We start from the raw sequence: 20484 nt of genomic DNA on the forward strand, positions 1-20484 counted from the left end.
GCGGGCTAATAGTCAGTGGAGGATGAACAATCCCCCTGCGGATTAAAGTTTCACTTTATTGAAATTTCTGTATTTGTATTCATGTAACTGAAAGAAAATTTATCTTATATAAAATGTAGTGTAAAAGAGGATTCGCTTACATTGCAAGTGAAAAAGTAATGACTATGTATTTGTCATAGAAATTCCCTATTAACCTTGTGCCTATTCATGATAGAATCGTTTTGTTATGAATGGAAATAGAGGTGCAATGGACATATGAATCATATAAGAACAAATTTTTCGTCTTTCTTCAGTAAAATAATGATTGGTGCGATGCTCGCATTTTTTGTCTATAGTTGTTGGTCGGCTTTTGAAACAAGTAAGCAATTTTTTGGGGGAAGTACAACAAGTATAACAATTGTATTAGTGATTTTTGTTATTCTTATTTTGTTAGTAGCATCAATTTTGCAATATCGTTTTACAGATAAACAATTTCTTGTTTTTCTCATAAGCATATCTATAGTTGTAAGACTTATCACAGTTCTATTTGTAGATGGTCCAATGATAGGTGATATGAAAGCTATGTATGAGTCTGCAAAGCAGATTGCAGTTGGCAATAATATAGAGAATATAGCACAGTTACCTTTTATTATTTATGAATCGATCATCATTCGTATATTTGGTGATACGGTATTCGCTTTACAACTATTTAATATTTTATTTTGTACAGGAACTGCATTTTTCATTTATCGCATTGCGTCAAGGGTCTTTGGAGAAGAGTGTGGTCGTATTGCATCAATGTTTTACGCTTTATATATTCCAAATATATTTATGAGTTCTGTATTAACGGCGGAATCACTCGCAATATTTTTATTTTATTGTGCTTGTTACATATTTTTATATAAGGGATTAGATCATCCTTATATGTGGGTAATTTCAGCAATTTTATTTGCGCTTAGCAATATGATTTTCCCAATGGGGTTATTTTTACCTATTTTTATAGCTGTATATGTGCTGTTAATTGAATTATTTCAATCAGGGGCGAAACAAAAATTACTATTAAAAATGATAGGGATACTTATTCTGTTTTATAGTACTCATTTTGGTGTAAGCTATGGTATCAAGATGATGGGAATGTCACAGTATACGATTTCTAATCAGACTTATGTTCAATCTGTTTTAATTGGAAAAAGTCAAAATGAAGAAAAAACATCCAAAAATCAAAGTGTAAAAGAGCACATTGATCAAGAGTTAAAAGAAATGGAAGTAGAAAGATTTAAACTGTTAAAACCAGTTATTAACCAGTTTTCAGACGAGGGAATAAATTCTATTATTTTTAAATGTGAAAAGCTTATATATATAGTGGTGACATTATTTATGGCCATAGCTTTATTACATTTTCTAATTAAGAAACAGCAAAATGAAGGATATATGTTGTTTGTATTATTAATTACCGGATATGTGTCGTTAAGGCTCTTTCGAGTAGATATGGCATATTATAATATTATTATGCCAGCCTTGTTTATTTTACAAAGCTTTGGTGTTTATATGAGTTATTTTTATTGCCAAAAAATATTTTTCAGAAAATAAAAGAATCCATTTTGGATTCTTTTTTTTGTAGACAGATGATAAGGATGAATGCAAAGCGGAGATGAAGAATCTCCACTTTGTATCGATTCGCCTTATCGGTTTAGTTCTAGTTGTAAATTATCCGCTGTTAAGGCCATTTTCGAGGAATCGTCTTGAATACTCTTCATTACTTGTGAGATAGTTTCTAATTCATTTTCAATTTTTTTATTTTGATCTTTAGAGTTAGACATATCTTTTACGATTTCTTGGAAATATTGATCTGTCGCATGCATACTATCTGTCCCTTCAGATACGAGAGAGCTTATTTGTTCCACGGAAGAAGAGACGTGTATAATTTGTTCATTCGTTTTTTCAACGAGTTTTGTAACGTTGAAAATTGATTCTTTCGTTTGCTCTGATAATTTTCGGATTTCTCCCGCTACGACTGAAAAACCTTTACCGAATTCGCCAGCACGTGCAGATTCAATAGCGGCATTTAATGCTAGTAAATTTGTTTGCTCGGCGATTGATTTTACAATATCAATGATTTCATTAATTTTGTTAGAAATATCAAGAAGTTCATGGGTATCAGTAATAATAGTTTCCATATTCGTTTGAATGCTTTCCATTCGTTTGTTTTGCAGATTTAATTGTTCTTTTCCTTTGTTGGCCTTTTCTTCTGATGTTGTAGCTAATGATGTACCTGTTTTTGCAATTCCTACGATACTTTCTGATTTAGATGTTAACTGTTGAATAGAAGAACTTGTTTTTTCAGATACTGCGGCTAGTTCTGTTGCAATATGTGTAATCGTCATAGCTGTCAGTTCTTTTTCTTTTTCATGTTCTTTTTGGATTCTTTCATATTCGGATTCATAAGCCGCAATAACAAGTTCTTGTTCTAATGTGAATAATTTATTTATTACATTTATAGAATAAGAAAAATCGTCTATCGTTGAAGTTTTCGTTTGCAAAATCTTTATGACGGAGCGGAATAACTCTTGATAAGCAGCAGTATACCATTTTCTATGTAAACCAATTTGTACGTGCCTTTTTGCGATTCTAACACGTTGTTCAATAAAATCTTCATTCATATTCCCGCTGAATAATTCTTTAATATGTGTCTTTAAAGTTTGTTTTAATTTTGGAATAGAGCTGTAGCGTTCAATAACAGCAATTAAATTAGGTTGTTTTGTGATGTTGGTGTAGAATTTTTCTGTTATCCAATCTATTTCTTCATAAATAAATGGCTGTAATACTTTTACAATTTGTAAATCTTCCTTTGAAATATGTAGCATATCCATTTGAGTTTTTAGTTCAGAATTAGCAGGCACGTTAAATATGATTTGTTGGCCTTTGCTTAATTCGATTATACTGGTGTTTGTTTTATTTTTTTTAAAAACCCCAAGCATCATTCTTCCCCCTGTTTATAAAACGTTTTCATTTTTTTATTCTAATGTAATTATATATTTTTATATACAATTACTCTATAGTATGTGGAATTGTATATAAATTAAGAGAATTCTATGTAGAATTCTCTTAATGGCCTTTATTAATTTTTGCATGTGTTTTAAAGAAAACTGGGAAATGTACATTATATATTACGGTGACTACACGAATAACGAATGTTATTAATAAACAAACATAGAAAGCTAATATGTGTGCCCCCATTGCATGTGTAATTAGGAAACTAACTGCTCCTAAAATAGAAGCAATTGCATATATCTCTTTTCGGAATACATACGGGATATCTTGAGCGCAAATGTCGCGTAAAATACCGCCCCCAATACCTGTAATAACTCCCATTGAAACGACTAAAAACGAGGCGTCAACATGATGTGACATTGCTGCATTTGCACCAATAGCTGTAAATACACCTAAACCAACAGCATCAGAAAGCATAATAACAACTTGAAGTTTATTAATGCGCTCAAAAAACATACATGTGAATAATGCTGATAGTACACTTACGAAAAAGTAAATGGGTTTTACAAATGCGACAGGAGGCAGGTTACCAATCATAATATCACGAATAATACCGCCGCCGAGCGCAGTAGCTACAGCTAAACAAAGGACACCAAATAAATCTAGATCTTTTTTTAAACCAACTAATGTACCAGAAATGGCAGCGGCGATAATGCCAAGAAACGTAAATATATCGATTAATAACATGGCTTTAATTCCTTCCTCTTAAAGATGTTCCAGAGAAAAAATATACACTAAAGTTTTAGAAATAACAATTACTTTTCGCTACATGTAGAAAAATGGATGAAATAGCTAAAGAAAGCGTTTGAAAATGCTTGATAAGTAGCAATAAAGTAAAGCGAAAAAGTGTGGAAAGATTAATTGTATAGTTTTTTGATGTAGCTTAGTTGGAGGGATGGTACAATAAGAGAAGTCCGTTTTTTACATTTGTATAAAATGATAAAAAAATATTTCTGTGTGATCGAAAATAAGTGCATATGTGTTAGATAGTTTTTATAGGGATAGGGAAGGATAGCTAAAGGACAATGTTTTCGGTTATTAATAATGCTGGATTTGACTAGTTTCGGCATGAAAAATAGTTCTCAATTTAAATATGAGTTATGTTATAATTGCTAGGTGTGTTTAAACAGTAGAAAACTATGATTAAAAGATAATGTAAAGATTTTGTATGGAGGTCTTGGAATGTTAGCAAATCAAGCTAGGGTTAGATTTGAGCATTTTTTGCTCTTTTTTATTATTTTACAGCCTGTTTTAGATTTATTAACGTCTCTTAGCATCGTGTTATTAAAGTCAAATGCCACTGTTGGAATTTTGGTAAGATTTCTTATTATGGCTGTTGGTGGTATTTACATTTTAATTCAGGCAAAAGAGAAGGAAAATAGGAAGTTTTTAATTTACTTAATATTATTAGCAGTAGTTTTAGGGATAGGGTTTATTAATAATAAACTAGTTAAGAATCCTATTGTACTTGGTGAAGAAGTTAAGTTTGTTGCGAAGGCATTATATATATATATCATGCTAGGATCATACATTTTAGCTTTAAAATCATTGAAAAAGAAAGTAAATATTAGCGACAAAGTCAGAAATAGTATTGTGTATTCAACATTAATCATTAACGCTATTATGGTTATTTCTATTTCGACATCTACAGACTTTGGTAGTTATCAATGGATGAAGGTTGGTTCCCGAGGATGGTTCTATGCAGGTAATGAACTAGGATCAATCTTAGCTATTATTTTCCCTATTGTGGTACTATATTCTATTCAAAAAACAAAGAGCGTGAAACACGTTTTATATTGGATTCCATCGCTGTTAATGATTTACTCTTTAATTCAAGTTGGTACGAAAGTAGGGATGGGCTCAATTGGTGCTACGTTAGCGGCAGCAATAGGGATTATCGTACTACAATTATTATTTGATAGAAAAAATCCAAACAAAAAGTCTCTTGTACTTAATGGGTTAATTGCTGTCATCTTATTAGCTGGTGTTGTCGGAACGTTTAAAATGACGCCATTAGCACAAAATATGGGTATTCATAATAACTATCTATCAGAACAAAACGTAGCACAGCAAGGTCAAAAAGAAAAAGAAATTAAAGAGAAAATTAAAAAAGAAGAAAAGCAACATAAAGTTGAAAAGCCAGAAGAAAAGGCGAAGGTAGAAGCGGAAGTTAAGAAAGAGATTGAGAAAGAGCAAAAGAAAGAAAATCAAGAAAATCTTATTTTCAGCGGACGTCAAGTATATGAAGAGAGACATAAGCAATTCTTTAAAGAAGCGCCAATGTCACAAAAATTATTAGGAATGGGTTATGCAGGTAACTTTAAGTATAATGAACAAAAAGAGCCAGATCCGAAGTTAATTGAAATGGACTTCCATGATTGGTTTTATGATTTCGGAATTATTGGCTTTGCATTACTAATGATTCCATTTGTTTATTACGGCTTAAGAATTCTGCTAGCATTTATTACAAGATTTAAAGAGATATTTAATATAAAATATGGAATGATTACAGCAAGCTTAGTATTAGCACTAGGTATTGCATATATTGCAGGACATATTTTGACGGCACCAGGAGTTGGGATTTACTTTGTAGTGTTGTTAGCGTATCTAATTGTAGACTTAGAAATTGAATGATAAAAATAAAAGCTAACTTTTGTTAGCTTTTATTTTTTAGTACAGTAAAATAAAGATAGATGGAAATGTAGCGAGGATTTAAAGGAGGAAAAAATATGAGGATATTGCATATGAATGCAGGAGCAGAAGATGGGGGAGGAAAAACACATATTATTTCACTTCTCGATCAGTTCCCAACTGGTGAAGTAGAATTAGCAGTATTTGAAGATGGAATTGTTGCGAAAGAAGCAAGAGAGCTAGGGATAAAAGTTCATGTGTTTTCACAAAAATCTCGCTATGATTTATCCATTTTAAAGAACATAAGTGAATTCATTAATAAAGAAAAATTTGATGTAGTTCATACACACGGTCCTAGGGCGAATTTCTTTGTTTCTCTAATGAAGAAGAAATTCGCGGCAAAATGGGTAACGACAATTCATAGTGATCCATTTCAAGACTTTACTAAACAAGGCTTAAAAGGCTGGATTTTTACTAAGTTAAATTTGAAAGCTTTAAAAAATATAGATTTATTTTTTGTTGTAACGAATAGGTTGAAAAAAAGCTTAGCAGCATTAGGTATTTCAAATGAAAAGATGCATGTTATTTATAACGGGATTGAATATGATCAGGAAAAAGCAGATGGCTATAATAAAAAGGAAATGTTTAATATTGATGAAGATGTGTTTACGGCAATACAAGTAGCACGTCTGCATCCTGTTAAAGGACATGAAGTTTTATTCGATGCGTTACAACAAACAAAGTTAGAGAAAATTAAAGTGTTATTAGTTGGTGACGGGCCATTAGAAGCGGAACTAAAGGCGTTAGCTACTGAAAAAGGGATTAATGATAAAGTTGAATTTTTAGGGCACCGTCAAGATGTGAAACAATTATTTGCTTCATCACATGTCAATTTATTAACTTCCCATAGCGAAGGATTTCCATTAGTTTTATTAGAAGCGGCAAATCAACGTGTACCATCAATTGTGACTAGAGCAGGAGAAATCGAACCGTTAATTGCAGATGAAACTTATGGGTGGATTGTGCCAACTGGTGATGGCAAAGCGTTAGCATCGGCATTAGAAGAGGCGTATGATAAGTGGAAAACTGGAGAGTTGACAGTAATGGGTAAGCATATTTATGAGCATGCTACTATGAACTTCTCACTTCAAAAATTATATGAAGATACGAAAGAAACATATGAGCAATTAATAGCGAAAAACCTTTAATGATAGAGAGGATAGTTAAATATGTCAGTACAAACGGTTGATATTCTAGGTGTTCCTTTTTCTACAATGACAATGGATGAAACGATCCAGCATTTAAAGAAGCAATTAGAATTAGAGCAAACTCATACTTTTCAGGTGGTAACGGCAAATCCTGAAATTGTTATGTGCGCAAAAAAGGACGAAAAATTCCATAAAACACTATTAAATACAGATTTAATTACACCTGATGGTATTGGGGTTGTAAAAGCAAGTGGTATGCTTGGTACACCTTTAAAAGAGCGGGTAGCTGGATTTGATTTAATGAGCAATTTATTTGCAAAGTTGTCAGAAGAGAATAAATCAGTATCTGTTTTCTTATTAGGTGCAAAACCACATGTTGTACAAGCTGCAGCTGATCATTTAACGAAGACATATTCGGCTGCATCTATCGTGGGTATACAAGATGGATATTTTAAACAAGAAGAAGAAGAGAATATTGTTTCACGTATTCAAGAAGCAAAACCAGATCTATTACTTGTTGCACTTGGCTTCCCAAGGCAAGAAAACTTTATCCAAAACAATAAGCATCGTTTAGAAACGAAAATGGCTGTTGGAGTAGGCGGTAGTTTAGATGTGTGGGCTGGAGAGGTAAAGCGTGCGCCAAAATGGATTCAAGCTATTAATTTAGAGTGGTTTTACAGATTGTGTAGTAATCCAACACGCTGGCGTCGTCAGTTAGTATTAGCCGAGTTTTTAAAAGAAGTAATGCGTTCAAAAAAGTAGCGGAACATCGCTACTTTTTTTTATTTGTTTATTTTTGATAAACATTTTATTTTTTGGGAATGATGAAGGAGAAATTTTTATACGAAAGTGTTTTACTTATACAATACACACATGTAAAATTATGTGTAAAGACACCTGTGTAAGGAGGACTTCTTGTGAGCAAGGTAAAAGAAATTTCAAAGCGAAAGCTACTTGGTATAGCAGGGCTTGGCTGGCTATTTGACGCAATGGATGTTGGAATGCTTTCATTTGTAATAGTGGCGTTGCAAAAAGAGTGGGGATTAAGTACCCAAGAGATGGGTTGGATAGGTAGTATTAACTCAATTGGTATGGCTGTAGGGGCGCTCGTTTTTGGGATACTATCAGATAAAATAGGACGGAAATCGGTCTTTATTATTACATTATTACTATTTTCTATTGGTAGTGGCTTAACGGCTTTAACGACGACACTCGCGATGTTCCTCGTTTTACGCTTTTTAATTGGTATGGGACTTGGCGGGGAGCTTCCAGTTGCATCTACCCTTGTATCGGAGAGTGTTGAAGCGCACGAACGTGGGAAAATAGTTGTACTATTAGAAAGCTTTTGGGCTGGTGGTTGGTTAATCGCAGCTCTTATCTCATATTTTGTTATTCCTAAATACGGTTGGGAAGTTGCTATGGTATTAAGTGCAGTTCCAGCGTTATATGCTTTATATTTAAGATGGAATTTACCCGATTCTCCAAGATTCCAAAAGGTTGAAAAAAGGCCATCTGTTATTGAAAATATAAAATCGGTTTGGTCTGGAGAATATCGTAAAGCAACAATTATGTTATGGATTCTATGGTTTTGTGTTGTCTTTTCCTATTATGGAATGTTCCTTTGGTTACCTAGTGTAATGGTACTGAAAGGATTTAGTTTAATAAAAAGTTTTCAGTACGTACTCATTATGACTTTAGCTCAACTTCCAGGGTATTTCACAGCTGCATGGTTTATTGAACGTCTTGGTCGTAAATTTGTATTGGTTACGTATTTAATTGGTACAGCATGTAGTGCTTATGTGTTCGGAATTGCGGATTCATTAACAGCATTAATAGTGGCGGGTATGTTACTATCCTTCTTTAATTTAGGTGCTTGGGGTGCATTATACGCTTATACACCAGAACAGTATCCAACAACTATTCGCGGTACAGGTGCAGGAATGGCCGCGGCATTTGGACGTATTGGTGGTATTCTTGGACCACTATTAGTAGGGTATTTAGTTGCTTCACAAGCTGCACTATCGCTAATATTTACGATTTTCTGTGGATCAATTTTAATTGGGGCACTTGCTGTAGTTATACTTGGTCAAGAAACGAAACAGAGGGAATTAGTATAAAGTGAAACTTTAATCAGTGGGTGTTTTGTCCATCAACCACTAATTATTAGACCGCACCAATCGGGATAAAAGAAAAGGGAACCAAAGTGGTTTCCTTTTTTCTGTTTTTTTAGATAAATAATGGTATAGTAAGAAAAAGGGATTGTTTCTTACTAAAGCGAATGTATACAACAAGACATATGGGCAAAGGAATTAGGTGGCTGGATAAATGAAAATCTTACTTATCATGAAAGAAGCAGAAGAGCGAAGAAAATTAGTTGAGAACTTTACTGAAAATATTCGAAATGTAGAATGTTTTGAAGCGGAAACTGGAACAGAATCTTTGCTAATAATGAAAAAACATACACCTGATTTTGTTTTTTTAAATTCGCAATTAATGGATGGTACTGGTTTTGAATATTCGAGTTTGTTAAGAGAAGTGAATTGTTATACGAAATTTATTTTTATTGGTGAGGATATAGAAGAGGCAATTACAGCTTTTCGTTTCCAAGCGTTTTATTATTTATTACGACCATTTCGTGAAGAAGATTTACAATTCATTTTATATAAAATCGGAAAAGAACAAGGTGAGAAAGCAAAGAGTCATTTGCGTAAACTACCGATAGAAGGCCATGAGGGGATTAGATATATTTTCCCAGAAGATATTGTATATGTAAGTAAAAATAAGGAAAACAAAACCGTTTCAATTTATACAACAAATAATCATTATATTTCAACATATACACTCCAGGAATTAGAAAATAAACTAAATGCATATGATTTTTTACGTGTACATAAAAGCTATCTAATTAATATGTCATATGTACAAGAACTTAAACCTTATTATAATGGCACGTATAATTTGTATTTAGATAGGTACGATGAGCAACCGATTCCAGTAAGTCGCAATTATGTAAAACGACTTCGAAATAAAATTGAACTGTGACAAGTAATGAGAGAATTTTAACATGATAATCTAGAAATCCTTCATGATAAGGAGGATTTGAGTAAAGTATTCAGAAAATTTAGTACAATCTCCACTAAGAAGTAGTAATGGGGGGATTGTATGTGAAAACATTGAAGTCAATTTTACTTTGGGGGATTATTGCAGCGCTAGGAGCATCTGCTTTTGGTGTAATAGCGTTATCGCAAGGTGAGACAATTAATGCTGTATGGCTATTAGTTGCTGCTGTATCAGTGTATGCGATTGCTTATCGCTTTTATAGTAGATTTATAGCGAGGAAAGTTTTTGGCCTAGATAATAATAGACAAACACCTGCTCATACGTTAAATGATGGCAAGGATTATGTTCCGACAAATAAATGGGTTTTATTCGGACATCACTTTGCGGCGATTGCAGGGGCAGGTCCTTTAGTAGGACCGATTTTGGCGGCACAGATGGGGTATTTACCTGGGACAATTTGGATTATTGTTGGGGTAGTTATTGCTGGAGCTGTACAGGATTTTGTAATTTTATTTGCTTCAATGAGACGTAATGGTAAATCATTAGGAGAAATGATTAAAGATGAGATTGGTCCTGTTACAGGATTGATTGCGATGATTGGTATTTTAGGTATTATGATCATTTTATTAGCGGTATTAGCTTTAGTAGTTGTGAAGGCGCTTGTTGGAAGCCCATGGGGAATGTTTACGATCGCAGCAACGATTCCAATTGCTATTTTAATGGGAGTTTACATGCGTTACATTAGGCCGGGGCGAGTAGGAGAAGGATCAGTAATCGGTATTGTTCTACTAATCTTATCTCTTATTGGAGGACAATATGTAGCGGAAAATCCGACACTTGCAAGTATGTTTACTTTTAGTGGTGAGACAATTGCTATTATGCTTATCGTATACGGATTCATTGCATCAGCATTACCAGTTTGGATGCTTCTTGCGCCACGTGATTATTTAAGTACATTTTTAAAAATAGGGACGATACTTGGATTAGCAATTGGTATTTTAATTGTAGCACCGGATTTAAAAATGCCAGCAGTTTCTCAGTTTATTGATGGAACAGGTCCTGTTTTCTCAGGGAACTTATTCCCATTCCTATTTATTACAATTGCCTGTGGTGCTGTGTCTGGATTCCATGCTCTCGTCTCATCAGGTACGACGCCAAAAATGATCGAACAGGAGGGACATGCAAGGCCGATTGGTTATGGAGCAATGTTAATGGAGTCGTTTGTAGCAGCTATGGCTATGATTGCGGCTTGTGTATTAACACCAGGAACTTATTTTGCGATTAATAGTCCGGCCGCACTGATCGGTACGGATGTAACGCAGGCAGCTCAAGTTATTTCTTCATGGGGATTTGCTATTACACCAAATGAATTAAAAGACCTTGCTGTTAATGTCGGAGAACAGACCATTTTATCACGTACAGGTGGTGCACCAACATTAGCAATTGGTATGGCGTATATATTTTCACAAGTAATGGGCGGAACGGCGATGATGGCATTTTGGTACCATTTTGCTATTCTTTTTGAAGCGCTATTTATTTTAACAACGATTGATGCCGGGACACGCGTAGGACGATTTATGATTCAAGACATTTTAGGTCATGTATATAAGCCGTTTGCGAAAACAGATTCAACATTAGCAAATGTGATAGCTACAACACTATGTGTACTAGGGTGGGGGTACTTTTTATATCAAGGGGTGGTAGATCCTCTTGGTGGAATTAATACGCTATGGCCACTTTTCGGTATTGCAAATCAAATGTTGGCGGGGATTGCATTATTACTTGGAACGACAATCTTATTCAAAATGGGGAAAAAGGCATACGTATGGGTAACGCTTATTCCGACTGTAGGATTACTTATTGTAACGATGACAGCTGGTTATCAAAAGTTATTTCATGAAAATCCTAAAATAGGATTTCTATCACATGCGAAAGTATTCCAGGGAGCATTAGATGATGGGAAGATATTAGCTCCAGCTAAAAACGTTGCACAAATGAAACAAATTATTTTTAATGACTATATTGATGCGGCACTTTGTGGAATTTTTATGATAGTTGTAATTGCTGTATTAATTTCTGCACTTCGAATTTGGCTTCAAGTATTAAGAAATAAGCCAATGCCATTAAAAGAGGCGCCATATATTCCTAGAGATGAAAGTGAGTCGAGGAACTATGCTTAAAAGTTTACGGGACGTATGGGGAAAGAGAAAGCAATTTATTAGTTTACTTGTCGGAGTTCCAAGTTATGAAACGTATGTAAATCATATGAAAGTGCATCATCCAGAAGAGAAAATTCTATGTCAAAAGCAATTTTTTGCGGAGGCACAAGAAGCTAGATTTAATGCAAAAGACGGAAAGATATCACGATGTTGTTAAGGGAGGAGACGAAATTTCGTCTCCTTTTTTATTTTACTGTTCCACGTGGAACAGTAAAATAAAAAAGATTGGGAATTATAGGGATTTCGTAATACAATAGCATATAGAAAGGGATAGATGGAAAAGAAAAAGTAGGGAGATTATTTTATGTTCAGAGATTTATTTGTAAATATGACAATCATTCTTTCCTTTATCTTTGTGGGTGCTCAGCTTTTAAGAGATAAGCCATTAAAAGAAGGATTCTCTTTTTGGCAGAAATGTTTGGTCGGTATTTTAACTGGAATATTGAGTATATTGTTGATGCATTTTGGTGTGCATATTGAAGATATTATGTTGGATTTACGTTATTTGGCTGTTGTTTTGGCAATTATAATTGGTGGCCCAATAGCTAGTAGTATAACCGTTATGATTATTTTAATAACGCGGGTATTATTTACTGATTATTCTTTAGCCTCTGAATTGGCTTGCTATACTATCGTGGCAATAGGGATTGGCGTTACCCTCATTTGGCGGATGAAGATTTCTATATTTACAAAATGGATATGGTTTAATGTATACAGTTTATCTATTTTAATACTACCACTTTATATTTTATTTAAGGATCTATATGTAGTGGCATTATATTTAGTTTGTTGTATTGTAGCGGCATACATCACATTTGTAAGTGTAAGTTACGTATTGCAATCGAATGAATTATTTCAAAAGATGAAGCATTATGCAACGATAGATGCATTAACGAATCTAGGAAATGTAAGGCAGTTTGATTTAGAGATGAATCGCTATATTGGTAACAAGTATATGAAAAATGATTCACTTTGTTTATTACTTATCGATATTGATCACTTTAAGTATGTAAATGATACGTACGGTCATCCTGCTGGAGATGAAGTGTTAAAACAAGTAGGACGTATTTTGTTCGAGAATGCACCATTCCAAAATTTAGTCTTTCGAAAAGGTGGCGAAGAGTTTGCTCTGTTGTTACCAAAAAAGGGATTAGCATTTGGAACTCGTATAGGGGAACAAATTCGACTAGCTGTTGAAAAGCATTCATTCCAACTGCAAAATGGGGAAAAAATTAAAATTACAGTTTCTGTGGGGCTTTCAGAGTATAAAAAATCACCTGAGCAATTTATTCAATCAGCGGATGATGCGTTATATTATTCAAAAAGAAATGGTAGAAACAAGGTTAGTTCAGCATCATAGGAATTAGGGGAGTAATTTAAAACATATTAAAACCGACAGAACAATAAATGTTCTGTCGGTTTTAATATGTTTTTAAATTTATGAATAAAAAAGCTTTATGTTAGACAAGTTCTTTCGGTGCAACGAATTTGCGGTATGCACCGTGATGTGTTGGTCCTACATATTCGTTAATCTTAAATGAATGACGAATTGCAGCTGTGATGAATTCTTTCGCAGTTTTTACCGCTTCTTTCACAGTTTTTCCTTTTGCAAGTTCTGCTGTAATTGCAGCAGAATATGTACAACCTGCACCGTGTGTATTTGTCGTATCAATCTTTTCTGATTCTAGAAGATCGAATGTTGCTCCGTCATATAATACATCAATAGCAGTTTCTGTGCCTAGTTTGCTACCACCTTTAATTAGTACGTATTTAGCACCTAAAGCGTGGATTTTTTTTGCAGCTTCTTTCATGTCCTCAAGAGAATTAATTTTTACACCACTTAATTGATATGCTTCAAATAAGTTTGGCGTCACAACTAATGCCTTTGGAACAAGAACGTCACGTAAGCAGTCATTTGTTTCAGGATGTAATGCTTCATCCGCTCCTTTACATACCATAACAGGGTCAACTACTACGTTTTTGAAATTGTGCTTTTCAATTGTTTCCGCAACCATTTCAATAATCTCTACGGATCCAAGCATACCCGTTTTTAAAGCATCTACGCCAACGCCCTCAATTGTTGTTTCTAATTGTGGTTTTAATGTAGAAGCCGCGATTGGGAATACGTTATGTGCCCAACCGTTATGTGGGTCCATTGTTACGATTGTCGTAAGAGATGTCATGCCATATACGCCAAGTTCTTGGAATGTTTTTAAGTCTGCTTGTATACCAGCACCGCCACTTGTGTCAGAACCAGCGATTGTAAGTGCTTTATTTAATGTCATTATGAAAACCCCCTCAAGTGATATAATGAAAACTATGTTTTCACTATTATATCAATGTTACGAATAAGTACAAAGTGAAAAGTAGATGATTTATTTTAGGAACTATTTAAAATCTTGTATGTAGGAGACGAATTATGTTTCAAGAGAATCGTACAAATGAATTAGTTATATTAAAAGAGATTGCAGAAACGTTGAACACCTCAAATGATACATATCATGTCCTTCAAGCTGTGTTGGAAAAGCTATTGAATGTAACTGGTTTAACGACAGGGTGGATTTTCCTTGCGGATAAAAATGGTAGGTATACAAAATTAATTGATTACCAATTACCAGAGGGATTGAGATTCGAAAATAAACGACCGATGTGTGAGGGGAATTGTTGGTGCTTACATCGCTTTGTGGAAGGAAAACTAGAGCGAGCGGTTAATATTATTGAATGTAAGAGAATTAATAATGCGATTGAATATAACTGGGGAGATACAGAAGGAATTGTGCATCATGCGACAGTACCGCTAAAAGCGGGAGAAGATGAATTCGGCGTATTAAATGTGGCTAGCCCAGGTAAAACGCATTTTTCTGAAGAAGAATTAGTACTATTACAATCAGTTGCCTTTCAAATTGGAACAGCGTTAAAGCGTACGAAATTATATGAAAATGAAAAGAGAAGAGCTCATTATTATGTAAAGTTAGAACGTTTTATTCAAGCTTTAAGGACAATTCATAAATTTAATGCATTGCCTGAGGAGATTGTAAAGCAAATAGGGAGCTTGTTTCTATGGGAGCAAGTCGTATTCTTTAGTAGAGAAGAAAATGAACTTGTCGTAAGGGCCGCATATAAGACAGATGAACTACAAGAGGATTTGAAATCGGCAGCACAGGAAGCGTTGGAAAAAGAAGAGTCTGTCTTGTTGAAGCGTCAGGTTGGTAATATAGAGCATCCCAATAGGGCAGTTATCGCTATTCCGATACATATTCAAGATCATATATTTGGAGTATTAAGTGTAAGTTCTAATAATGGAGAATTTGATATAAATACGATAGATGTAGTACAAGCGTTAGCAAATCATATTTCATTAATGATAGAGAACTTAAGATTAAATGAAAAACGCCGCGAACTTGTACGAATGGAAGAGCGTAATCGTTTAGCTAGAGATTTACATGATTCTGTTTCACAAAAGTTGTTTTCATTAACGTTTATGACGAAAGGTGCTGAAGCTGTCTTAAAGGGTCAAAATGAAAAGGTAGATCATTCTTTGTATGAGATGCGTGAATTAGCACAAGGTGCCTTAAAAGAAATGAGGACATTAATTTGGCAGCTCCGTCCGGCTGGATTAGAGAAAGGGTTATTACCAGCTTTAAAGCAGTATGGTGAAAGTTTAGGATTGAAAATTCGGGAGCAAGTTACAGGTGTGCGTGATTTGCCGCGTGTAGTAGAAGAAGCGCTATGGCGAATTGGACAAGAAGCTTTAAATAACGTAAGTAAGCATGCGAATGTAAGAGAAGCGACGATTTATTTCAAAGTGACGGAGAAAAATGTATCATTAGAAATAGTCGATCAAGGAAATGGGTTTGTAGAAAAGGATATAAAAGAGAAGAAATCACTTGGTATGACTACGATGCGTGAAAGAGTAGAATTAGTTGGTGGAACAATTAAAATTGTAAGTAGCAAGAAACGAACGAGTGTAAAAGTAAATGTACCATTATGATGTGAAAATGAGGGAAGTTTGTGAAAATAAAAGTATTGTTAGTTGATGATCATACAGTTGTTTTAAAAGGATTGGCATTTTTTCTAAGCACACAGGAAGATTTTGAATTAGTTGGGGAAGCAAACAATGGGAAAGAAGCGTTGGTGAAAGTAGGCGAAACAAGTCCAGATGTCGTATTAATGGATTTATATATGCCTGAGATGGATGGAATTGAGGCAACAGCTTGTATTAAAAAAGAATATCCAAACGTGAAAGTAATTGTATTAACTAGTTTTTCTGACCAAGCTCATGTATTGCCGGCACTAAAAGCTGGGGCGAGTGGTTATATTTTAAAAGATATAGAACCAGATCAGCTTGTTGAAGCTATTCGAAGCGCGTATAAAGGTAATATTCAACTACATCCAGATATAGCAAATGCCCTTCTTTCTCAAACATTACCACAGGAAGAGAAAGAAGAAGAACCTTCAGTTCAAGTGGATGTGTTAACAGCGAGAGAAAATGAAGTACTGCAGCTATTGGCGAAAGGGATGAGTAATAAAGAAATTGCTTCTGTTTTAGTTATTACAGAAAAAACGGTAAAAGCTCATATGAGTAGTATTTTGAGTAAGTTACATTTATCCGATCGCACACAAGCAGCATTATATGCGGTGAAAAATGGAATTGTATAAGACGAAAGTCGTAAGACCTAGTTCGCCTTTAGAAGGTGGACTTTTTTTATGGAAAAATACGTCTATGTGAGGACGAAATTGTCTTGATATAAAGATAAAATGTATTTGTAAGCAACAACAATTACAAGGGAGTACCCTTTTTTCGTAAGTAATATATAACAACATAAGAGTGAGTAGTAGGAGGAAAAGAATCATGGCAACAGTTTTATTTGTAAAAGCAAACAACCGCCCAGCGGAACAAGCAGTAAGTGTGAGATTATACGAGGCATTTTTAGCAAACTATAAAGAAGCACATCCAAATGATACAGTAGTAGAACTTGATTTATATAAAGAAGAATTACCATATGTAGGCGTAGATATGATTAATGGTACATTCAAAGCAGGTAGAGGATTTGATTTAACAGAAGAAGAAGCAAAAGTGGTAGCAGTTGCTGATAAGTATTTAAATCAATTTCTAGAAGCTGATAAAGTAGTTTTCGGTTTCCCATTATGGAACTTAACGATTCCAGCCGTATTACACACGTATATTGATTATTTAAACCGTGCTGGTAAAACGTTTAAATATACACCAGAGGGTCCAGTTGGGCTTATTGGAGATAAGAAGATTGCGTTATTAAATGCACGCGGCGGCGTATATTCTGAAGGACCAGCAGCTGAAATGGAAATGGCTGTTAAATACGTAGCAAGCATGATGGGCTTCTTCGGCGCAACAAACATGAAAACAGTAGTTATCGAAGGACATAACCAATTCCCAGATAAAGCAGAAGAAATCATTACAGCAGGTCTTGAAGAAGCGGCTAAAGTAGCAAGTAAATTTTAATTAAAAATATAATCGTCACTCAAAGAAACAGCATTAACGCTTAAACGTTAATGCTGTTTCTTTATATTTTTAGCTCATCAGCAAGTTTTTCTAATTGATTTCGATCTTGTATATAATATGTTCGGCCTTCTTTTTTTAAATAATTTTGCTGGCAAAACTGGTTTAATACATATAAAAGATGACGATAACTGACGTTTAAGTATTCTGAGGCTTCGGTATGTTTTTCGGTATAGCAATTATTTTGTTCTGTTAATAGAATAAACGCCGCTAATCGATTTTCGAACGGATAACTATTGTTTTTTGCATAACTTTCTGTTCGGACAATTGTTTTTTCGCCAATGAATTTGCATAGTTTCTGTAAAAAGGTAGCATCTTGCAATAAAAGATGCTGACAATTTTTAAGAGGAAGTGCTAAGCAAATACAATCATCGATTACCTCAACTGCTTTAGTAAAGGATTCTACACCAATTAATCCTAATTCTCCAATGAACGAAGGTGCTTGAATAAAGTTAATTAATGAAACCTTTCCGTTTTTGTGACTCATATATATTTTTGCTTTCCCAGAAATTAAATAATAAAGATAAGGGAAATCAACCCCTTCAGTACATATCTTTTCTTTCTTTTGAAAGGAATGTAGCTCAGCATACGGTAAGACATCAAAAGAAAAAAGAGTGTGGAGGTTGTAAGTTTGCATGTAATGAGAAATTTCTTCGTTATTTTTGCTGACTTTCATATTTTCACCTCATATTTAGTATGAGATATCTCCTATTATTTTTACAAGGAAGAATGATACGATTTATGTAAATTTGTTTTTGTAGAAAAGAGAGTGTGAGGGGTTTATGAAAAAATATAAAACATTGCTATTTGATGTAGATGATACATTACTAGATTTTCAAACGGCTGAGAAAATCGCTTTACGGATGCTTTTTGAAGAGAAGGGGCTTCTTTTAACCGATGAAATAGAGGAGCGTTATAAAAAAATAAATAAAGGCCTTTGGGGTTCTTTTGAAAAAGGTGAAATAACGCGAAATGAAATTGTAAATACACGATTTTCCATTTTGTTTAAAGAGTACGGGGAAGAAGTAGATGGGATATTATTCGAAAATAATTATCGTAGCTACTTAGAAGAAGGAAACCAACTAATGCAAGGTGCGTTTGAATTTATAAATCAAATTCAAAGTGAGTATGATTTATATATAGTGACAAACGGTATTTCTAAGACGCAGGATAAACGTTTACGTAATGCAGGGTTACATTCATTGTTTAAAGGTATTTTTGTTTCTGAAGATACAGGTTTTCAAAAGCCGATGAAAGAGTATTTTGATTATGCTTTTGAAAGGATTCCTAACTTTGCTTCTGAAGAAGGGCTTATTATTGGGGATTCATTAAGCGCCGATATTAAAGGTGGATATGTAGCGGGAATTGATACTTGTTGGTTTAATCCAGAAAAGAAATCAAATGATAGCGAGATTGTGCCAACATATGAAGTGCATAGTTTTGAAGATTTATACGCTCTATTGAAGCGGCATGTGTAACAAAAATAGGCAGTGGAACTTTTGTCCCTACTGCCTATTTTTATTAATTTGTAGCTTCGTTATGTTTAGGAAGCGGAAAAGCATTACCAATTGCCGCAGCTCCAAGCATCGGTAATAATAAATTGAGCGGGAAAAACATGAGCAATAGTAATGTTATAGCTATTGGTTTTTTTAATGCATAGCTTGAAATAGCTGTCGTGACGATGGCTACAGAAGCTATTGGATCTATAGGGATAATAGAAGCTATAGCATATCCGATACTTGATCCAGCAAATATAATTGGGAAAATATGTCCGCCGCGCCAACCCGTATTTAAACAAACGGCAGTAATACATAATTTTAAAACCCCTGAAAGAAGTAGTACCCAGAAGGACAAATGGCTCCATTCAACGACTAAATCTTTTAATTGATGTTCCCCTGAAAATAACGTATACGGGAGAAAAGTTCCTGTAACTCCTAATAAAATACCGCCTATAATTCCAAGTGATACCTTGTATTCCCTGAAGGGATGGATTAATTTCTCTAATGCGAATTCTAATTTGAAATAAAAGAAACCAACTATAACACCAATGCTAGCAAGTGGTAGAAAGGCGATCCATTCATTAAGAGCAAGAGACCCTTCCCCAAAATCAACAATAAAGGATCCACGATTATCGAGTTTACTAAGCAATAAGTAAACGGAAAAACCGGCAAAAGTGGTAGCTAAATATACAATTGCTTTTTTTCCTTTCGAAAATTCATTAATTTGCTCACCCTCATTTTCATTCGGAGCTAAGTAACCGAATAATGGTGCATTAAAAATTACACTTAAAGTAGCACCAATTCCAACCTCTGTTAGTTCATTCATTCCCTTTAAAGCAAAATTAAAGCGATCTCCTACCCATGTACAAAGTCCACCGATAATTCCAACAAGTGCTGCTTCTGGGCCTAAACTAGCTCCAAATATTAAAACGATAATCGCAGTTAAAGTAGCTTTATGTACAAAACTGTATTCGATTCTACCTGTTTTTTTATATTCAGCCATCACTTCGGGCATAAGACGTGGATATGTACCGAAGTATTTTTGTGTTAAACCAACGAGGATACCACCGATGATTGTTACACAAATGGTGTAATAAGGCGGAGAAGAGAAAATAGTAGGTAAGTATCCCCAAATAAAGTGAATTCCGATATTTATTGTAACTAAAAATAACCAGACTGTAGCTCCTACTATAGAGCCTAAAAGAATGCCATATAGGACGAGTATATAGTGCATGTCCTTTTTATTTGTCATGTTGTACCTCCGTTATGTAAGTTTTCATGTAGAAAGGATTAAAAATGCT

General features: G+C 34.3%; 18 protein-coding genes and 1 pseudogene. 13 read left to right on the top strand and 6 right to left on the bottom strand.

Annotated features, from left to right (window positions below):
- Positions 1 to 255: 255 nt before the first annotated feature.
- Positions 256 to 1569, top strand: coding sequence for an ArnT family glycosyltransferase (locus tag QCI75_RS00385; protein WP_353759807.1), 1314 nt, complete (start codon positions 256 to 258; stop codon positions 1567 to 1569).
- Positions 1570 to 1661: 92 nt separating this feature from the next.
- On the opposite strand, the gene QCI75_RS30495 is transcribed toward QCI75_RS00385, so the two are convergent.
- From QCI75_RS30495 to QCI75_RS00395, 3 genes and pseudogenes are all read right to left on the bottom strand, one after another.
- A complete protein-coding gene (locus QCI75_RS30495; protein WP_425290558.1) occupies positions 1662 to 2363 on the bottom strand; it encodes a methyl-accepting chemotaxis protein in 702 nt (233 codons plus the stop codon).
- Positions 2364 to 2462: 99 nt separating this feature from the next.
- Positions 2463 to 2960, bottom strand: a pseudogene (locus tag QCI75_RS30500) (protoglobin family protein); the annotation flags it as partial.
- Between the two features lie 124 nt (positions 2961 to 3084).
- Positions 3085 to 3717 carry a trimeric intracellular cation channel family protein gene (locus tag QCI75_RS00395; RefSeq protein WP_002016412.1) on the bottom strand — a complete coding sequence of 211 codons (633 nt, stop codon included), beginning with the start codon at positions 3715 to 3717 and terminating at the stop codon, positions 3085 to 3087.
- Between the two features lie 495 nt (positions 3718 to 4212).
- Here QCI75_RS00395 and QCI75_RS00400 point away from each other — a divergent pair, with 495 nt between their 5' ends.
- The 8 genes from QCI75_RS00400 to QCI75_RS00435 all read left to right on the top strand — a co-directional run bounded on the left by QCI75_RS00400 (position 4213) and on the right by QCI75_RS00435 (position 13508).
- Entirely contained in the window at positions 4213 to 5664 is a 1452-nt protein-coding gene (locus tag QCI75_RS00400) for an O-antigen ligase family protein (RefSeq protein ID WP_144505342.1), read from the top strand.
- 95 nt (positions 5665 to 5759) lie between these two features.
- A complete protein-coding gene (locus QCI75_RS00405; RefSeq protein WP_144505343.1) occupies positions 5760 to 6869 on the top strand; it encodes a glycosyltransferase family 4 protein in 1110 nt (369 codons plus the stop codon).
- A 21-nt stretch (positions 6870 to 6890) separates the two neighbouring features.
- A complete protein-coding gene (locus QCI75_RS00410; protein WP_144505344.1) occupies positions 6891 to 7631 on the top strand; it encodes a WecB/TagA/CpsF family glycosyltransferase in 741 nt (246 codons plus the stop codon).
- Between the two features lie 155 nt (positions 7632 to 7786).
- Positions 7787 to 8986, top strand: a complete 1200-nt coding sequence (locus QCI75_RS00415; RefSeq protein ID WP_353759808.1) for an MFS transporter — start codon at positions 7787 to 7789, stop codon at positions 8984 to 8986.
- Between the two features lie 208 nt (positions 8987 to 9194).
- Complete coding sequence (locus QCI75_RS00420) at positions 9195 to 9911, top strand: LytR/AlgR family response regulator transcription factor (protein ID WP_144505346.1); 717 nt, start codon at positions 9195 to 9197, stop codon at positions 9909 to 9911.
- A 122-nt stretch (positions 9912 to 10033) separates the two neighbouring features.
- Positions 10034 to 12109: a carbon starvation protein CstA gene (gene cstA / locus QCI75_RS00425; RefSeq protein ID WP_353759809.1), complete on the top strand. Its 2076-nt coding sequence runs from the start codon at positions 10034 to 10036 to the stop codon at positions 12107 to 12109.
- The gene (locus QCI75_RS00430) at positions 12102 to 12305 is read left to right on the top strand and encodes a YbdD/YjiX family protein (protein ID WP_353759810.1); all 204 of its coding nucleotides are present in this window, start codon (positions 12102 to 12104) and stop codon (positions 12303 to 12305) included. The genes cstA and QCI75_RS00430 overlap by 8 nt, the downstream gene beginning before the upstream one ends.
- A gap of 147 nt (positions 12306 to 12452) precedes the next feature.
- Positions 12453 to 13508, top strand: coding sequence for a GGDEF domain-containing protein (locus tag QCI75_RS00435; RefSeq protein ID WP_353759811.1), 1056 nt, complete (start codon positions 12453 to 12455; stop codon positions 13506 to 13508).
- A gap of 100 nt (positions 13509 to 13608) precedes the next feature.
- On the opposite strand, the gene pdxK is transcribed toward QCI75_RS00435, so the two are convergent.
- A complete protein-coding gene (pdxK, locus tag QCI75_RS00440) occupies positions 13609 to 14433 on the bottom strand; it encodes a pyridoxine/pyridoxal/pyridoxamine kinase (protein WP_098775430.1) in 825 nt (274 codons plus the stop codon).
- Positions 14434 to 14567: 134 nt separating this feature from the next.
- Between pdxK and QCI75_RS00445 the strand changes: the two genes are divergently transcribed.
- The 3 genes from QCI75_RS00445 to QCI75_RS00455 all read left to right on the top strand — a co-directional run bounded on the left by QCI75_RS00445 (position 14568) and on the right by QCI75_RS00455 (position 17627).
- Positions 14568 to 16139, top strand: a complete 1572-nt coding sequence (locus QCI75_RS00445; RefSeq protein ID WP_353759812.1) for a GAF domain-containing sensor histidine kinase — start codon at positions 14568 to 14570, stop codon at positions 16137 to 16139.
- Between the two features lie 20 nt (positions 16140 to 16159).
- Complete coding sequence (locus tag QCI75_RS00450; RefSeq protein WP_002016393.1) at positions 16160 to 16807, top strand: response regulator; 648 nt, start codon at positions 16160 to 16162, stop codon at positions 16805 to 16807.
- Between the two features lie 193 nt (positions 16808 to 17000).
- Complete coding sequence (locus tag QCI75_RS00455) at positions 17001 to 17627, top strand: FMN-dependent NADH-azoreductase (protein ID WP_144507333.1); 627 nt, start codon at positions 17001 to 17003, stop codon at positions 17625 to 17627.
- A gap of 61 nt (positions 17628 to 17688) precedes the next feature.
- On the opposite strand, the gene QCI75_RS00460 is transcribed toward QCI75_RS00455, so the two are convergent.
- A complete protein-coding gene (locus QCI75_RS00460; RefSeq protein WP_353759813.1) occupies positions 17689 to 18360 on the bottom strand; it encodes a transcriptional regulator YeiL in 672 nt (223 codons plus the stop codon).
- A 106-nt stretch (positions 18361 to 18466) separates the two neighbouring features.
- On the opposite strand from QCI75_RS00460, the gene QCI75_RS00465 reads away from it, so the two are divergent.
- Complete coding sequence (locus QCI75_RS00465; protein WP_144507331.1) at positions 18467 to 19162, top strand: YjjG family noncanonical pyrimidine nucleotidase; 696 nt, start codon at positions 18467 to 18469, stop codon at positions 19160 to 19162.
- A gap of 43 nt (positions 19163 to 19205) precedes the next feature.
- On the opposite strand, the gene QCI75_RS00470 is transcribed toward QCI75_RS00465, so the two are convergent.
- Complete coding sequence (locus QCI75_RS00470; RefSeq protein ID WP_353759814.1) at positions 19206 to 20435, bottom strand: chloride channel protein; 1230 nt, start codon at positions 20433 to 20435, stop codon at positions 19206 to 19208.
- Positions 20436 to 20484: the final 49 nt, after the last annotated feature.

The organism is Bacillus cereus group sp. RP43 (genome assembly GCF_040459645.1).
GTDB lineage: Bacteria > Bacillota > Bacilli > Bacillales > Bacillaceae_G > Bacillus_A > Bacillus_A mycoides_C.

Excerpts from the sequence above, each read along its gene's own strand:
- QCI75_RS00470 (WP_353759814.1), bottom strand. The coding sequence starts at position 20,435 with ATGACAAATAAAAAGGACATGCACTATATACTCGTCCTATATGGCATT.
- pdxK (WP_098775430.1), bottom strand. The coding sequence starts at position 14,433 with ATGACATTAAATAAAGCACTTACAATCGCTGGTTCTGACACAAGTGGC.
- QCI75_RS00455 (WP_144507333.1), top strand. The coding sequence starts at position 17,001 with ATGGCAACAGTTTTATTTGTAAAAGCAAACAACCGCCCAGCGGAACAA.
- QCI75_RS00445 (WP_353759812.1), top strand. The coding sequence starts at position 14,568 with ATGTTTCAAGAGAATCGTACAAATGAATTAGTTATATTAAAAGAGATT.
- QCI75_RS00420 (WP_144505346.1), top strand. The coding sequence starts at position 9,195 with ATGAAAATCTTACTTATCATGAAAGAAGCAGAAGAGCGAAGAAAATTA.
- QCI75_RS00460 (WP_353759813.1), bottom strand. The coding sequence starts at position 18,360 with ATGAAAGTCAGCAAAAATAACGAAGAAATTTCTCATTACATGCAAACT.
- QCI75_RS00395 (WP_002016412.1), bottom strand. The coding sequence starts at position 3,717 with ATGTTATTAATCGATATATTTACGTTTCTTGGCATTATCGCCGCTGCC.
- QCI75_RS00385 (WP_353759807.1), top strand. The coding sequence starts at position 256 with ATGAATCATATAAGAACAAATTTTTCGTCTTTCTTCAGTAAAATAATG.
- QCI75_RS00410 (WP_144505344.1), top strand. The coding sequence starts at position 6,891 with ATGTCAGTACAAACGGTTGATATTCTAGGTGTTCCTTTTTCTACAATG.
- QCI75_RS00465 (WP_144507331.1), top strand. The coding sequence starts at position 18,467 with ATGAAAAAATATAAAACATTGCTATTTGATGTAGATGATACATTACTA.
- QCI75_RS30495 (WP_425290558.1), bottom strand. The coding sequence starts at position 2,363 with ATGACGATTACACATATTGCAACAGAACTAGCCGCAGTATCTGAAAAA.
- QCI75_RS00400 (WP_144505342.1), top strand. The coding sequence starts at position 4,213 with ATGTTAGCAAATCAAGCTAGGGTTAGATTTGAGCATTTTTTGCTCTTT.
- QCI75_RS00430 (WP_353759810.1), top strand. The coding sequence starts at position 12,102 with ATGCTTAAAAGTTTACGGGACGTATGGGGAAAGAGAAAGCAATTTATT.
- QCI75_RS00405 (WP_144505343.1), top strand. The coding sequence starts at position 5,760 with ATGAGGATATTGCATATGAATGCAGGAGCAGAAGATGGGGGAGGAAAA.
- QCI75_RS00435 (WP_353759811.1), top strand. The coding sequence starts at position 12,453 with ATGTTCAGAGATTTATTTGTAAATATGACAATCATTCTTTCCTTTATC.